The sequence below is a fragment of the Hymenobacter ruricola genome (assembly GCF_015694525.1).
Lineage (GTDB): Bacteria > Bacteroidota > Bacteroidia > Cytophagales > Hymenobacteraceae > Hymenobacter > Hymenobacter ruricola.
This window is the reverse complement of sequence record NZ_JADQDM010000007.1, coordinates 277,155-292,525: the sequence shown is the minus strand read 5'-3', so window position 1 is coordinate 292,525 and position 15,371 is coordinate 277,155. Positions and strand designations below refer to the sequence as shown.

Genomic DNA, 15,371 nt, shown 5'->3' with positions numbered 1-15,371 from the left:
GGCAGCCAAAAAGCCCATTCGTCGTCGGTCACGTCGCTGGGATAGCCTCGGCGGGTAATTTCCATACCCGCTAATTTCGCTCACAGGTGCATAACACCGTCTTATTATACAATGTCTTTTTGCTTACTGACCATATGCTGTTATTAGCACGAAAAAATCTGTCAAGTGGGCATGATAAATAGGTTCTAATTATCCGAAGGCATAGCTGGCTTCTGAAATAGGGGCCCGGTATCAAGGTGGCGCACTGCAGACCAAGTGCCGCCTGTAGGCATGGCTTGAGTATTCCCCCAATTAGCCAGCAATGCCATGCCTTGGCCCACACGGGCGCGGAATTGGTGGGACGTAATTCCCAACTGTTGGGCGGCTTCTGCTACCGGCATAGCTCGAAAACAGTACAGTGCCAGGGGTATACGGATATCGGCATCCAGCCGTAGCACGAATTCAGTAGCGGCTATTACCAAAGCTTTGGCACAGTCCTCATCCTCGGTAGCGGGTAGTTCGTCCATCGTTTCTAACAGCGACAGTCCAAAGAAAGGGTTATCGCGAACACCCGGTTGGGTAATATGATTGGTCTTACGCCGGAGGTATTGGCAGTATAAATGCCAGCCAATCTGATTAACCCAAGATGCCACAGAGCCCGTACCGGCATACTTATGATGACGCAGGTCAGTCAGGACAGCAATCATGGTGTCCTGTACTAAATCATTTAATAGGTCCTTGTCACGCAGCCCCTTGTAGCACAGGAACTTTTCCAAGCGTGTACACAACTCGGTTAGCATCGGGCCCAGTAATGTGCTGTCGTTTGTTTCATAATAGGCACGCACTACCGCTTGGTGACGCGCATCCTGTTCGTCGCGGATGCTCATGCTAGCAAGAAGCGTACTTTATGGGTTTCAGTAGTTTTATAGTTATAAATGCCGGAGAGCATTTCCATGTACTGCTTGTGCGTAGCGCAACGCACAAGTGCTTTGGGGTTGTGCAACAGCTTGCGCATAAAAACTTTTGGGTCGAATCCTTTTACCGCCGTGATGCAATAGTACATGGATGCGACGAAGCGGGTGTCAAAAGCATATTTGAAGTTTGCTTCGGCTTTGATAAGCTCGGCCAGGTTTGCCACAGTCTCGGCATTATGAGCATCACAGGCATGATATAAGCCAGCTTTAAATTCCTCGGCATTCTTATCGGAGTTGGCGGCCAACATTGCTTTCGCATTCGAGAAGCTAATCATGGGATGTCGCTTCATAAAGTCTGTCAGTAGCTGGTAATCCTGCTTGCCTAATACCGTCCAGTGATGTAGATAATCAGTGCCTGCCAGTTTTTGCTGGTGGTATTCAGCGAAGCAATATGCTGGCCCCCGAGTTCTGATGAAACACGGTAGAAGATGGGTAAACCCAGCAGGCGGGCGGCGGCTAAGCGGTGCTGTCCATCAATAACCCCCAAATTGGCAGTTACATCAAGGGGTTTGATGTGAAGCAGATTTTCTTTGGCAATCTGCGCCACCAACTTGCGCACATGCCGTTGGTCAACCATGCGGTTTTCAGGCAATAGGTGAAATAAGGTGTATTCGGTGGTAGAATACACTTCACCAGGTTTCAGACTAGATGGAGTTGGCACCGGCAAATCAAGAGCCGTAACTGAGGCAGCTTGTCTAACCCTATGGCTTCCATCAGTGGGAATAGCTACCCCTAGTTCGAGGGCGAGGTCAGAGAAGCTGCGACCCGATGCTGGCGCAGCTAGACTTTCGATTGACATAATCACGCAGTGAATCAGTGAGCCACAAACCTACGGTCGCTCTATTTCCTACATGTATCGGCAATTTTATGTAATCTCAGACAAGTCAACCATTCTGGCATACATCGTCTTTATTGTATCACAGGTAGTTCATAAGACGGCCAAATCACCAGGCTCACGCTCGGCAACTCGTTTGTACTGCCCTGAAGGCTGGAACAACATGGGCCAGCCCCGTCGCTTTGAGTACCACCCGCTCAGTGAGTTTGGGTTTGTGGAGGTACAGCCCGGCTTTCTGCTGAAATACCGGGTATAGCGCGACTACGCTGCTTGCCCATCAGTTGCCTCCGCCGGACCCTCTGGCTCAACTGGCCACTGCAGCAGCGCCAGTAAGTCCTTTTCCACTCCGCTCCAGTGCTGGCCTAAGTCAATAGTCGCCACCTCTAGCCAGTCAGCCGTGCCGGTTAGCTTATACTGTAAGTATAGTGGCTGCTGTACCACCGGGTACAGTAGCATACCCCGCACGCGCCGCTTGGGCTTTTGGCGGCGGGCGTGCTCCACATAGGTATACAACTGGTACAGGTTGCTCGAAATCAGCTTCTCCTTGTTATAGTGCGGTTTCAGCGCCTTCCGGTAAAACTTGCAGTCGATAATGAGTTTTTCGTTTGCCGCCGTCAGCGATACGTCGGTCTTCATCTTAGGCAACACGGCCTTCGCCAGTGTTCCAATCGCCTCCACATCCCATTCCAATTGCTCGACTTGCACTTTAAAATTGCTCTCTTTTAACAGGTATTTATGCCGGTAAAAGTTGCGCACAAATTGCTCAAAAAGGGCGGCCATCCGCTTATCGCTGCCCGTGAAATCACGAAATAGATGGTCGCCAGCTTCCTGAGTGAGCAATACTTCCTCGTGCACCAGTCGGCAGATGCTCAGCAGCAGTCGGTAGTGCGCCGTGTGGCGGTGTAGCCGTGCTTGCTCATACTGGCGCACATCGGGCACCGGCACCAGCGTCACGTCGCCCAGGCGCACGTACAAGGCCCGCAGCTCCTGGCGTAGCGGGGAAGCCAGCTGGGGAGCCGTCAGCAGATAGTGAATGGCCGATTTGAGCAGTCGGTTTACCAGCACGTCATGGCTCAGCTCGTCGAAGGCGCACCAGGCCCGGGCCGTGGGCAGCGTTTGCTGGCGTATCGAGTCGGCCAGCAGCAGCTTGCCGCGCAGGCGGCCGGTCAGCTCCTGCTGGGGCAGGTAGTCGCGGGCCAACCCCCGCTTCAGCACGTGGGAGGTACCCTGCACCAGTACCCGGGCCAGCAGGTCGAGCAGCGTATCAGCGGACTCGGCCGTCACGCTTACCTGCTCCGCTTCTTCCAGCTGGTCCCAGGCGTAGGTAAGCAGATGGTAAAGGTTTTGAACCGGAATTTCCATTAGGCGGCCGGCGTCTGGCCCAGCAGAGCAGCTACGGCGCTGGCCGCCTTCTTGCCTTCCAGGTCGTCAAACCAGTATTCCCGTAGTAGCGGGGCCAGGTCGTGGGCCACAATGGCCTGCCACCAGGCCTCCGGCGCTTCGCCGCCCAAGGGCACGCAGAAGTAGCTGTGCCCAATCTGGAAACCCGCGCCCAGGTTCCGGTCTTTCATGATTTGCTGATTGAGCTTCTGCACCCGTTCGAGCGGCGTGCCGGCCAGCCCGGCAGGTACTCCGGCGTGCTGCAAATAGGCGGCCAGCTTGCCATCGAGGTGGGGCTCCAGCTCTACGAAGGTGAAGCGCCGGCGCAGCGCGTAGTCCACCAGCGCCAGCGAGCGGTCGGCCGTATTCATCGTGCCAATCACGAACAGGTTGGACGGCAGGTAGAACGGCGCTTCGCCCTCCTTGCGGTAGGTGAGGGGCATGGCGTACTGCAGGTCGCGCTTGTCGGCTTCCAGCAGCATCAGCAGCTCCCCAAAAATCTTGCTCAGGTTGCCCCGGTTAATTTCGTCGATGAGGAAGAAATAGTCGTGGGCCTGGTCGTGCTGCGCCCGGCGCACGAAATCCACAAACACGCCGTTGGCCAACTCAAACGCGCCCCCAGCTGTGGGCCGCCAGCCCCGGATAAAATCCTCATAGCTGTAGCTCTGGTGAAATTGCACCAACTGTATCCGGTTGTCGTCCTTTTCTTTCATTTGCAGCCAAGCCAGGCGGCGGGCCACGTAGGTCTTGCCTACGCCGGGCGGCCCCTGCACAATCAGGTTCTTCTTGCGTTTAAGGGCCGTTTGCAGGTTCTGTATCTCGTCGGTGCTCAGAAACAAGTCCTGTTCTGCGTCGGCCAGCGTGTAGGCAGGCAGGGGTGGGGCTTCAATTCGTTGTGCCCGCTTCTCAATGGCCTTGTATTCAATCTGGGTGAGCTTAAACAAGCTGCCCTGCGACCCTTTCAGCGGGGCAGCGTCGGCCAGTTCCAGCATTTCCTGCAGCTGCTTCAGCGTCAGTTCTTCCCGCACAAATTCCTTCACCCGCAGAATGATAAGCTCCTCGCCGTCTTCGGGCGTATGCAGTCCCTTTGTTATTTCCAGAATGGCCCGCACGCGCTTGGTAGGCGTGGTTTCGTAGCCAATCACCAGGTCGCCGGACTGCACTTTCTGGAAGTGGGCGTACACATTGCGCTTGTTGCCATTGTCGTTGTGGCTCGTATAGGTTTGTTCCTGGCCCACTTCAAAGTCAGTTACTTTCCAGAATTTCGGGTTGATGTTCAGCCACCAGTAGGCGACCGGCTCCGGCAAGTCTTCTGTTTCCTCGGGTTCGTCCTCGGCAGCGCCGGTCAGGTGGGGCTGGCCGGCCAGCACCGCTTCTAGCCGGGCCAGGTCGGCCGGAGCCACGTCGGCGTAGGCCGCGCGCACCGCGTCCTACTGCGTGGTGCGGTTCCAGAGGCTCTGGCCGGTGTTGAAGGGCGTGCCCGATAGCTCCACGGGCGTGGTGAGCAGCCACTCGGTGGGGCAGTAGGCCCCGGCCGCATCGGTCGCGAAGCGGCCTGTGAGCACGCCCACACCCAGCACCTGGCGGGGGCCGCGGGTTACTAGTACCACGTCGCCGGGCCGGGCCTGCGGCAATACCTTGCCACTGTCGCCGGTTTCGGTAGCAAACAGCTTCCCGAATAGCGGCCGAACCTCGCCCTGTTGCTGAAATCGTGGCCATACCTCTGAATCGGCTTCCACTTGCGTGGTCCAGTAGTGGCGGGCACGCTTCTCGTCCGGGTAGTGCCCCGCCAGCAGGGCGGCGCATTTGGCTTCGGCTCGCTGACGCATCTGTTCAAATTGCACCCCCGCGAACGGGTGCCCCACCCAGCCGGGCGTAGCGGCGGCGTGTGCCGCCACAGCCGCGTCGATGCCGGGCCGGGTAGCGTCGAGCAATTGGTCGAGCGCCGCCAGTAGGGCCGGAATATCGGGCAGGTCTTTGGCGGCCCGGTAAGTCAGTTCCAGCATTTTGTTGGCGGACGGGGCAGCCACCCATTGCACCCCGGCGGGCCAGTCCTGGCGCTGTAGCTCTCACACCAGGTCGCGGCTGGCAGCGGTGTTCGCGTGCCATTCGGTGCCGCCGTCGGCAGGCACTTCGCGGGGCACCAGCACTTCGGCGCTTAGCCGAAAGGTGTCGTCGGGAGCTAGCTTTATGAAGTAGCTGATAAGCTCCTGCGCCGCTCCCGGATACCCCAAGGGAACATGCCAGAGCGTAAAAGCAAAGTAGCGCGATTTGGCTGTGCCGGTAAAGAGGCCCTGGGCCGCGGTGGGCGTTTTGCCGAAGGCCCGCCGCAGCGAAAACCGGAAGGTGGGGTCCTGGGCGTGGCGGGCCAGTAGGTGCCGGTACACGGCCAACTGGGCTTCGAGGTAGAGGTTGGGCATACGATTTAAAAAGGGCGTCATCACCGGCGTTACCGGGCGGCGAAGTAACCACAAAAGTCGCGTAGCTTCGCTGCGTTACTTCCACGTTTCTTCTGCATTTCTCTACATGAATATTCGCTTCATTGGCCAGGGCTATAACCCGGCCATTTCTACCTCGCTGGCCCAGGAGCTGATGGAACAGCTCAATAACAAAGCTTACACGGAGTTTCGCTGCCTGGTGGCGTTTGCGAGTAGGTCTGGGGTTTCCCGGCTCACAAAGCACCTCAAGCAGGCCCGGAAAGCGCACCTTGAAACGGTGCAAATCGTGGTAGGCATCGACCAGGACAGCACGTCGAAAGAAGCGTTGGAAGAGCTGATTCGTTGGGAAGTGCCTTGCTATGTATATCATACCACTGCTCGTAATACTTTCCATCCGAAAGTTTACCTGTTTAGGGGCGCAGAAAAGACGCTTGTAATCGTTGGGTCGAATAACCTGACCAAGCTGGGGCTGGTGCAAAACGTCGAAAGCGCGCTGGCCATTGAGTTTGACAATGCGGAGGCGGCGGGAGCGGAGTTGCTAAGCCAGATTCAGACGTACTTCGCCGATATATTCTCGGCGGAAGATGCAAACCTGCGTCCGTTAGACCACGAATACATTGCTTGGCTGGTGGTCAACTACGGCTTGCTTACTGAAAAACAACAACGGGAGAAGTATAAAACCAAATTGCCGGGAGGCGGCATCATCGGGGCTCCGGTTGCGGGCGATGACACAAAAAAACCGTTTTCAGCCCCGAAATTGCAGGATGTGCCGGCCGGATTTGAGCCGGATGAACCGGAAACGGAAGAAGAAATAGAAGTGCCGGAAGTTGCGCAAGCTGCTGCGGCGGCCGTTGCTTCACCTGTTACGCCCAATTCTTTTTTGCTGGTAAATGCCCGTGCATTAGTAGCCGAAATACCCGGCACTCCCTGGGGCGGCCGGTGGGAGCAAGCAAACTTTGATGAAACGTCGTTTACCGATTTTTTTGGTGGAACTGTATGGGGAGAAGACCATTTTATCCATCTGGCGCATGTATTACCCGATTTATCAATTGTCGAAGAGCCCGCTAGAAAAACGATAACCACGGCAAGCCGCAATTTTAGAATAGAATTGGGCGCGGCAAAAGATAAAGATTACCCGACAACTACCAGGCCCATTGCCGCTTTCATTTCAAGTGGCGAAGGTGATTTTATCTATCATTTTTCAATGCCCGGCGATGATACTTATGCCGAATTGCGTGCCTACGTGGAGGCGTTTTATGAAGGACCCACAAACCAGATGCGGCGAGTGTCGCGTCGGGTAGCTCACCTTTATGAGCATTGCCCCACGCTGCCCTTCTGGCGCATGAGCTAGCCTCATTTCAAACGCCGCACGTCCTCAGCTACATAGCACCCGGCTGGCCCGCAACCCTTGCCCATTCCCGCAGATGGGGCTAACTTGCTAGGAAGTCGGCCGCGCCAAACAAGGGCGAGGCGGCATTAATCAGTTGTCTGTTTTGAATCCAATTTCTGCCCTGTCCGCCGCTTCGGCCGCACCGCCAAGTGCCCCCACTGCCCAAAGCTACGGCCTGGTGTGGGAAGACAAGCCGGAGGCGGCGGAAGAAACCCTGCGCCGGTTCCTGCCCGTGCTCGAGGAAGTGCCTGCCCGCGCCGTGCTCGCCGCCGACGCCGATGCGCCCCAGCACGCACTCATCGAGGGCGACAACCTGCACGCCCTCACCGTGCTCGGCTACACCCACGAGGCGAAGGTCGACGTTATCTACATCGACCCGCCCTACAATACCGGCAACCAGGATTTTAGCTACAACGACTCCTTCGTGGACCCCGACGACGGCTTTCGGCACAGCAAGTGGCTCTCGTTTATGAACCGCCGGCTGAAGCTGGCCAAAGCCCTGCTCAAGCCTACCGGCGTCATCTTCATCTCCATTGACGACCACGAGCAAGCCGCGCTGAAGCTGCTCTGCGACCAAGTGTTTGGCGAGCACAACTTCGTGGGCAACGTGTGCTGGTTCAAGAAGCGCAAAGGCTCGTTTCTGGCCAACGAACTGGTGTCATTGACGGAATACGTGCTGATTTACAAGAACAGCCAGCCTCTCAAGCTCTTCGGTGGCCTGCCCGATAACTCCGAGTCGCAGCCCATCATCAAGCGCACCAACACGGTCAAGCAGCTCACTTTTCCCGCCAACCTGGTGAAAACCAAGCTGCCCGATGGCACCTACGAGCCGGGCGTGTACGGCGACGGCACCAGTGCCAGCCGCCTGCTCACCGACATTCAGGTTCAGGGCGGCATCATCCGCAACAGCTTCGTGCTCGAAGCTCCCTTTGTCTGGTCGCAGGCCTACCTCGATGAGGAAATCCGCAACCACACCGAAGTCCTGATTAATACCCTCAACCTGCAGCCCCGCGTTATTCGCACCAACAACGAGTCCATCAAGGCCTTCCCGTCGTTCATCGACGGCCGCGAAATCGGGGCCACTAACGAGGATGCTTACGAGCTGCTGAAAAACATCTTCCACACCGACCGGCCCTTCAGCTACTCCAAGCCCGTCAACCTGCTGAAAATGCTCATTCAGGCGGCCAGCTACCAGCGGCCCGACGCGGTAGTGCTCGACTTCTTCGCCGGCTCCGGCACCGCCCTGCACGCCACCATGCAGCTGAATGCCGAAGACGGGGGCCGCCGCCGTTGCGTACTGGTGACCAACAACGAGAACAACATTGCCGAGGAAATCACCTACGAGCGCAACCGCCGCGTCATCCAGGGCTACACCTCCCTCAAAGGCGTGGCCGTGCCGGGCCTGACGAACAACAGCCTGCGCTACTTCCGCTGCGTGGCCCCGGTGCCGCGCACGCCCACCCTGCGCCACAAGCGCGAGCTGGTGCGCCGCGCCACCGACCTGCTCTGCCTCAAAGAAAACTGCTTTCAGGCCTTGCCCACGCCCGCTGGCGCCGATTTCCGGGCCTTCGCCGGCCCCACCGGCCACCTGGTTATCGTGTACGACGACCTGGCCGTGGAAGAAGCCGCCGCCTTCGTGGCCGCCCTGCCCGAACCAACTCTTCACGCTCAACGCTTAACGCTTAACTCCCCACCCTGCGCGGTCTACGTGTTTGCGGCTGCCTCCTACGCCTACGAAGACGAGTTTGCGGCCGTGGCCGCCCGCATCCGCCTCAGCGCCCTACCCGAAGCCCTCTACCGTGCCTGGCAGCATTTGCTTCCTGAGTTAAGAGTTGAGAGTGAAGAGTTAAGAGTTGCGGCCCCGGCTGCGGTGCCTCTGTTGCCCGCGCCCTTCGAAACCGCCGCCGACCCCGCGCCCGTTGCGGCGCCGCCCATCGTGCCGCGGCCGGAGCCGGCCCCCCATATCGTTGATAAGCGGGGCAACCTGATGCTTTTTTAACCGCCGCTTCCGGATTCCCTTGCTGCCTGGCGGCCCCGGTGGCCGCTTTCCTATTTATTCTCCTGCATGTCATTCCTGCCCGACGACCTTCGCGCCCGCCTGCTCGCCCACCCCGATTTTTCCGATACCGACCGCGCCGCCCTCGTGCAACTCCTCGACCAGCAGCGCCGCTACGGACTGGTGTGGGAGGACAAGCCGGAAGCGGTGGAAGAAACCCTGCGCCAGTTCCTGCCCGTGCTGGAGGAAGTGCCCGCCCGCGCCCTGCTCGCCGCCGCGGCCGACGCCCCGCAGCACACGCTCATCGAGGGCGACAACCTGCACGCCCTCACCGTGCTCAGCTACACCCACGAGGCGCAAGTGGATGTCATCTACATCGACCCGCCCTACAACACGGGCAACCGGGACTTCATCTACAACGACCGGTTCGTGGACCGCGAGGACGGCTACCGCCACTCCAAGTGGCTTTCCTTCATGGCCAAGCGCCTGAAGCTGGCCAAAACCCTGCTCAAGGAAACGGGGGTGATTTTTATTTCCATCGACGACAACGAGCAGGCGCAACTCAAGCTGCTTTGTGACGAGGTGTTTGGGGAGGAGAATTTCATTGGAAATGTTATTTGGCAGAAAGTTTATAGTCCAAGAATGGATGCAAAAAGCTTTAGTGTCAGTCACGATTATATTCTGTGTTATGGAAAAACAGAACAGACATCATTAATTAAACTCTCTTTTTCTCAATCAGATAAGCAATTTAAAAGTATAGATACTCAAACAGGAAAAGCGTATCGTAGCAGGTCGCTACGCAAGGAAGGGTCAAATTCCTTACGCTCTGACCGTCCCAAATTATTTTATCCACTTGCAGCGCCTGACGGTACGGATGTTTATCCAATTAAGCCTAATGGTGTAGAAAGCTGCTGGCGTTGGTCTTTAGATACTTACAATAAAAATGTTGCACTTGGAAATGTTGAATGGCTCAATAAAAATGGCAAGTGGGACGTATTTGTAAAGCAGTGGAAAGAAGATGACGCTTCAATGCCACCACCTACTTTATGGTTGAGCGAAGAAGTAGGGCATAATCATTCTGCAAAAGATGAGATAAAATCGTTTGGACTTAATTCTTCTTTTGATACTCCAAAGCCAGTTTCACTTTTAGAGCGAATATTAAGAATAGGCGGAAAATCTAACGCTACTGTCCTCGACTTCTTCGCCGGTTCCGGCACCACGTTGCACGCCACGATGGCGCTGAACGCCGAAGACGGCGGCACGCGCCGCTGCATCCTGGTCACCAACAACGAGAACAACATCTGCGAGCAGGTGACCTACGAGCGCAACCGCCGCGTCATCCGGGGCTACACCACGCCCAAAGGCGTGGCCGTACCGGGCCTGCTGCACAACAGCCTGCGCTACTTCCGCTGCGTGGCCCCGGTGCCGCGCACGCCCACCCTGCGCCACAAGCGCGAGCTGGTGCGCCGCGCCACCGACCTGCTCTGCCTCAAGGAAAACTGCTACACCCCGCTGCCCGGCCTGCCGGCCGATGGGTTGTTCCGGGCCTTCGGTAGCCCCACCGGCGCCACCGTCATCGTCTACGACGACCTGGCCGTGGAAGAAGCCGCCGCCTACGTAGCCGCCCTGCCCGTGCCGGCCCAGGCCCCGGCCGGCCGGCCCTGGTGCGCGGTCTACGTGTTTGCGGCCGCTTCCTATGCCTACGAAGACGAGTTTGCGCCCGTAGCTGCCCGCATCCGCCTCAGCGCCCTGCCCGAAGCCCTCTACCGCGCCTGGCAGCACCTGCTGCCGCCCGAAGGCAGCATGCGCCCCATCGAAGAAGCCCCCGCCGGGCCGCCGCCTGCCGAGGCCACCAATCCCAGCGCCCCGGCCCAACCAGCAGGCGAGCTAGCCGACCTGGCCGCCGCGCCCAAAACTGACAAACGCGGCAACCTGACCTTATTCTAGCCCACCCTCATGCCGCCCCCTGCGCTTCCCCTTCGCCCGTCTCCTCCTCTCCAGTTGAGAGGGGGCCGGGAGGTGAGGCGACCCCGGAGGGCGACTCCCCGCCATGATACAGTTACGAAACTACCAGTCCAAAGCCGTCGATAAGCTCCTCGACGAAACCTACGACCTGCTGGCCCGCGACCAGCGCCGCCAGAAGCTCGTGCTCAAAGCCCCCACCGGGGCCGGCAAAACCGTGGTGATGGCCGAGTTCCTCAGCCGCCTGGCCGAGGAGCTGCCCGACCGCGCCGAGCTGCCCGTGCGCCAGCTCGCCTTCATCTGGATTGCGCCCGGCCACCTGCACCTGCAGAGTTACGGCGCCCTGCGCCAGTATTTTCAGGACACCCGCGCCATTCACCCCGTCCAGTTCGACGACCTCACCGAAAACCACCTGCGCCCCAACGAGCTGCTCTTCCTGAACTGGCAAAGCATCAGCTCCGACAAAAACCTGCTCGTGAAGGATAACGAGCAGCAGCGCAACCTCAGGAGCCTCATTGCCCAAACCAGGCTCACCGGCACCGAAGTCGTCGTCATCCTCGACGAAGCCCACCTCTTCGCCAGCAAGGGCGACAAAGCCCAGAAGGTGCTCAACCAGCTCCAGGCCGTGGTCGAAGTCGACGTGTCGGCCACCCCGCTCTACAAGTCCGATGCCCAGGTCATCATCAAGCGCGGCGAGGTGGTGCAGGCCGAAATGATAAAGCGCGGCGTAGTGCTCAACCCCGACCTCGACGCCACCCTGCAGCAGGGCGATACCCTCAACATTGTGCTGCTCAAGCTGGCTCTCAAGCGCCGCCAGCAGCTGGCCGATTCCTACCGCGCCCTCGGCAAAGATATCAACCCATTGCTGCTTATTCAGCTGCCCAGCGACACGGCCAAGGAAAGCGTGCTCGACCGCACCGTGCGCGACACCATGCTGGCCCACCTCGAAACCGTAGAAGGCATCACCAAGGCCGATGGCCGCCTGGCCGTGTGGCTGGCTGGCGAGAAAACCAACCTCGACGGCATCGAGCGACCCAACAGCAAGGTAGAGGTGCTGTTGTTCAAGCAGGCTATTGCTCTCGGCTGGGACTGCCCCCGCGCCTCCGTCCTCCTCATTTTCCGCGAGCTGAAGCAGGAGTCCTTCACCATCCAGACCGTGGGCCGCATTCTGCGCATGCCCGAGCAGCAGCACTACCGGCTGGAAGAGCTCAACCTTGGCTACGTGTACACCGACCTGGCCAAGGACAACATCAAAATCGAGCCCGACTCGGCCGACTACCTCTCCCTCAACAAAGCCGACCGCCGCGCCGACTACGCCCCGCTGCTGCTCCAGGCCGAGCATGTGGCCAACCAGCGCGACAAACGAAACCGCCTCAGCTCGCAGTTCCGGCGCATTCTGTACGAAGCCGCCGAGAAGCGCTGGGAAATCAGCCGCGACCTGCGCGCAGATGGTGAAACGCTGTATGCCTTTAATGAAGGGAAGCTTCAACAGCGCGGCATGGAAACCGACGTCGATAGTATCAGCATTGAAATCCCCAGCGACGTCATCATCCACGCCGAGGTCGGCCAGACCAACATCGATGCCAGCCACCGGCAAAAATTTGCCAAAACGGCCTTCGAGCGCCAGCAGCTGCTCCAGCACTTTTGCCGCAAGCGTTGCGGCATTTATGCCCCCGCCGACAGCACGCCCGTGCTGCGCATGGCCCTGCTCATGCTGCTCGAAGACTACCTGCAATGGGACGAAATCAAAGCCACCAAATTCCTGCTCTGCCCGCAAAACGAAATTGAGCTGGATGCCCTGATTGACACGGCTCTGACCGACCACGCCAACTACCTGCACCAGAAGCAGGGCGGCGTCCGCACCGTCGAAACCGTGACGTGGGACGTGCCCGTGTTTGAGTACTACAACGACCTCTACGAAGAGTACGCCTGCGCGCCCACGCACATCCTGCAGCCCAGCTACCTGCGCCGCCGCCCCGACGGCAACTTGGCCGACTCAAAAGAGGAAATGGATTTCATCCGTTTCCTGGAAGAGGCCCAGCATGCCCAGCACCTGCGCTGGTGGTACAAGAACGGCGCCGGCACCCGCACCGATTTCTCGGTTGCTTACCACCGCACCGAGCGCGGCGAAACCCGGCTGGCCCCCTTCTTCGTCGATTTCATCATCCAGTTTGCCAACGGCACCCTCGGCCTGTTCGACACCAAAACACTCGACTCCGACCCGCACCTTCGCGCCAAGCACAATGCCCTGCACGCCTGGATTGCCAAGCGCAACGCCCAGCAGCCTGGCTCTACTGTTGGCGGTGTCATTATCCGTGACCAGAAAACCAAGCTGTGGAAATACAGCCCCGACGTTCTGCCGGAAGCCTACAGCCTGGCCGGCTGGGAGGCGCTGAACCCGGCCCTGTTTGCCGCCGTGCCCGCCGCCGTATAACGCCCGCCGTCATGCTCCGCCGCCGTGTACTTTCTCCCACCCAATGGACTGCTACCGTTACCCATATGAATAAAGGACTCGACGCCACTTTTGTCCACTACGGCATCCGCAAAGACGACCTCGCCCTCATCCACCGCCTCGCCCACGAAGCCGGCCTGCCCGAAGAATGGCTCGATGGCGTGCTCAAGGCCTACCACGAAAAAAAGGTCCGCAACGAGCCACTGGAAGACAAGGACATCCAACGCCTGCTCAACGAGCAGCTGGACCGGATTTAGCCCTTAGATTTGAACCATGCTAAAACGCTTGCACGTCAAGAATTTCACCGTTTTCGCCGAGGCCAACTTCGAGTTCGGGCCGGGGCTAAACGTAGTGGTGGGTACCAACGGCACGGGCAAGAGCCACGTGCTGAAGTTGGGGTATGCGGTAGCCCGCACCAGTAATCGGCTTAAAAGCTCACGGATTGCGAAGCTGAATCTGTTGCTAGATAACGACCAAGCATTACCAAAAGATACTTGGCAGAGTCAACTGGCCGAAGACTTGCTTGGTGTTTTCCGGTCAGTAACAGTTGGCCGCTTGGCTAGTAGGCTCCAAGGAAATTCGCGTACAGAGGTAGAAGTTGATTTTGACAAAGAAAAGTCTGCGAAAATCAATTTCAGCTTTTCAACCAGAAGTAAAACGGAGGTAAGCCTTGAGGGGAATACGCCAACCAAGCTTTTGCCAGTGGCCCCAGTCTTCATTCCCACAAAGGAGTTACTCTCACTCTATCCTGGCTTGCAAAGTCTATATAATGATTACCAACTGTCAATTGACTTGACTTACCCTGACTTGTGCGACCGTTTGGCAAAACCGCTATTAAATGGGCCTAAGCTCACACAGGCTCGGGAAATGATTTCTTTGCTCGAAGAAATGATGAATGGAACCGTTAAAAATCAACAAGGACATTTCTATTTAATTGTAGATGGTGGACGGTTTGAAATTGATTTAGTAGCGGAAGGTATTCGCAAAATTGCTACGCTTGCCTACTTACTAAATAATGGTAGTCTGTCGAAAGGCACAACATTATTTTGGGACGAGCCCGAAGCCAACCTGAATCCCGCATTGCTCAAAAAAATGGCTGCTGTACTCACTGAGCTAGGGCGGCAGGGATTCCAGATTATTCTAGCTACGCATAGCTTGTTTCTGCTCAACGAATTACACATTCTGGCGCACAATATGAAATCAACCGTGCGCTATTTTGGCCTGTATCAATCTGACGCGGGTGACACCAAAGTGGAGCAAACTGACGATTTGGAAACACTGAATCACTTGGTTGCTTTGGACGAAGAAATAGCCCAAACTACCCGCTTTCAACGCGTACTCGATAACGAAGATACCCATGCAGAACATCCCTGAAGGCGACTTTGAATTTCAATTTCCGCAAGGGTATGCAGTGAAGTACGATGGCGAAAAGGACAAGCCTGTTTCCCGTAATTACTACTTACAGAATCTGGAATCGATTAACAGCATCAAAGCTGTAGATATTGTCGCTGTCCCAATGGCTACAATTCAGCGACTTATTCTGATAGAAGTAAAAGACTTCCGAGAAGACGACGCCGACTTGCAGAAGAAAATCGAAGAGGAACATTTTCCGCTAGAAGTTGTGCAGAAAACCCTGCATACATTGAGCGGCCTCTATCTGGGCGTGCGCGCCGGCGACCCAGAGTTGGTACTTTTTAGTAAGCAACTGCTTGACTTGCCCACGGAGTTAGAAGCGGTGCTTTTCTTGGAGCAAATCCCTGTAAAGCGTGGTCCCAACGACAAAGGCTACAAGTATGCGTTGAGTACACGTGCCACCCAGCGCCAGGGTATTGAGCGCCGACTAAAAAGTGCCCTTAAGCCCCTGGGGTTTCGCTGCTCCCTGGTCGATGCCAGCAGCGTGCCGCCTTCTGCCGGTTGGCAAGTAGTACATAAGCCCGCCTGAAACTTTCCCGAATCTATTGCTTA

14 protein-coding genes and 1 pseudogene are annotated in these 15,371 nt (G+C 57.4%); 8 read left to right on the top strand and 7 right to left on the bottom strand.

What is annotated here, in order from left to right; translation table 11 throughout:
• Window positions 1–185: 185 nt before the first annotated feature.
• The 7 genes from I2H31_RS15600 to I2H31_RS15570 all read right to left on the bottom strand — a co-directional run bounded on the left by I2H31_RS15600 (window position 186) and on the right by I2H31_RS15570 (window position 5,588).
• Entirely contained in the window at window positions 186–866 is a 681-nt protein-coding gene (locus I2H31_RS15600) for an RNA polymerase sigma factor (protein ID WP_196293967.1), read from the bottom strand.
• The gene (locus I2H31_RS15595; RefSeq protein WP_196293966.1) at window positions 863–1,228 is read right to left on the bottom strand and encodes a hypothetical protein; all 366 of its coding nucleotides are present in this window, start codon (window positions 1,226–1,228) and stop codon (window positions 863–865) included. The genes I2H31_RS15600 and I2H31_RS15595 overlap by 4 nt, the downstream gene beginning before the upstream one ends.
• 47 nt (window positions 1,229–1,275) lie before the next feature.
• Window positions 1,276–1,545 (bottom strand): ParB N-terminal domain-containing protein, encoded by a 270-nt coding sequence (locus tag I2H31_RS15590; RefSeq protein ID WP_196293965.1) that lies wholly within the window; start codon window positions 1,543–1,545, stop codon window positions 1,276–1,278.
• 504 nt (window positions 1,546–2,049) lie between these two features.
• Window positions 2,050–3,150, bottom strand: a complete 1,101-nt coding sequence (locus I2H31_RS15585; protein ID WP_196293964.1) for a 5-methylcytosine restriction system specificity protein McrC — start codon at window positions 3,148–3,150, stop codon at window positions 2,050–2,052.
• The gene (locus I2H31_RS15580; RefSeq protein ID WP_196293963.1) at window positions 3,150–4,592 is read right to left on the bottom strand and encodes an AAA family ATPase; all 1,443 of its coding nucleotides are present in this window, start codon (window positions 4,590–4,592) and stop codon (window positions 3,150–3,152) included. Before I2H31_RS15580 ends, I2H31_RS15585 begins: the two co-directional genes overlap by 1 nt.
• A gap of 6 nt (window positions 4,593–4,598) precedes the next feature.
• Window positions 4,599–5,174, bottom strand: a complete 576-nt coding sequence (locus I2H31_RS15575) for a hypothetical protein (protein WP_196293962.1) — start codon at window positions 5,172–5,174, stop codon at window positions 4,599–4,601.
• 63 nt (window positions 5,175–5,237) lie between these two features.
• Complete coding sequence (locus tag I2H31_RS15570) at window positions 5,238–5,588, bottom strand: hypothetical protein (protein ID WP_196293961.1); 351 nt, start codon at window positions 5,586–5,588, stop codon at window positions 5,238–5,240.
• Window positions 5,589–5,694: 106 nt separating this feature from the next.
• Here I2H31_RS15570 and I2H31_RS15565 point away from each other — a divergent pair, with 106 nt between their 5' ends.
• From I2H31_RS15565 to I2H31_RS15535, 8 genes and pseudogenes are all read left to right on the top strand, one after another.
• Entirely contained in the window at window positions 5,695–6,957 is a 1,263-nt protein-coding gene (locus I2H31_RS15565) for a phospholipase D-like domain-containing protein (protein WP_196293960.1), read from the top strand.
• Between the two features lie 142 nt (window positions 6,958–7,099).
• Window positions 7,100–8,995, top strand: coding sequence for a site-specific DNA-methyltransferase (locus I2H31_RS15560; RefSeq protein WP_196293959.1), 1,896 nt, complete (start codon window positions 7,100–7,102; stop codon window positions 8,993–8,995).
• Between the two features lie 66 nt (window positions 8,996–9,061).
• Window positions 9,062–10,183 (top strand): annotated as a pseudogene (locus tag I2H31_RS25825) (site-specific DNA-methyltransferase); the annotation flags it as partial.
• Between the two features lie 42 nt (window positions 10,184–10,225).
• Window positions 10,226–10,939: a hypothetical protein gene (locus I2H31_RS25820; protein ID WP_394368965.1), complete on the top strand. Its 714-nt coding sequence runs from the start codon at window positions 10,226–10,228 to the stop codon at window positions 10,937–10,939.
• 103 nt (window positions 10,940–11,042) lie between these two features.
• Window positions 11,043–13,388 (top strand): DEAD/DEAH box helicase family protein, encoded by a 2,346-nt coding sequence (locus tag I2H31_RS15550; protein ID WP_196293957.1) that lies wholly within the window; start codon window positions 11,043–11,045, stop codon window positions 13,386–13,388.
• Between the two features lie 65 nt (window positions 13,389–13,453).
• A complete protein-coding gene (locus I2H31_RS15545) occupies window positions 13,454–13,663 on the top strand; it encodes a hypothetical protein (RefSeq protein WP_196293956.1) in 210 nt (69 codons plus the stop codon).
• A gap of 16 nt (window positions 13,664–13,679) precedes the next feature.
• The gene (locus I2H31_RS15540) at window positions 13,680–14,780 is read left to right on the top strand and encodes an AAA family ATPase (protein WP_196293955.1); all 1,101 of its coding nucleotides are present in this window, start codon (window positions 13,680–13,682) and stop codon (window positions 14,778–14,780) included.
• Window positions 14,764–15,348, top strand: a complete 585-nt coding sequence (locus tag I2H31_RS15535) for a hypothetical protein (RefSeq protein ID WP_196293954.1) — start codon at window positions 14,764–14,766, stop codon at window positions 15,346–15,348. The genes I2H31_RS15540 and I2H31_RS15535 overlap by 17 nt, the downstream gene beginning before the upstream one ends.
• Window positions 15,349–15,371: the final 23 nt, after the last annotated feature.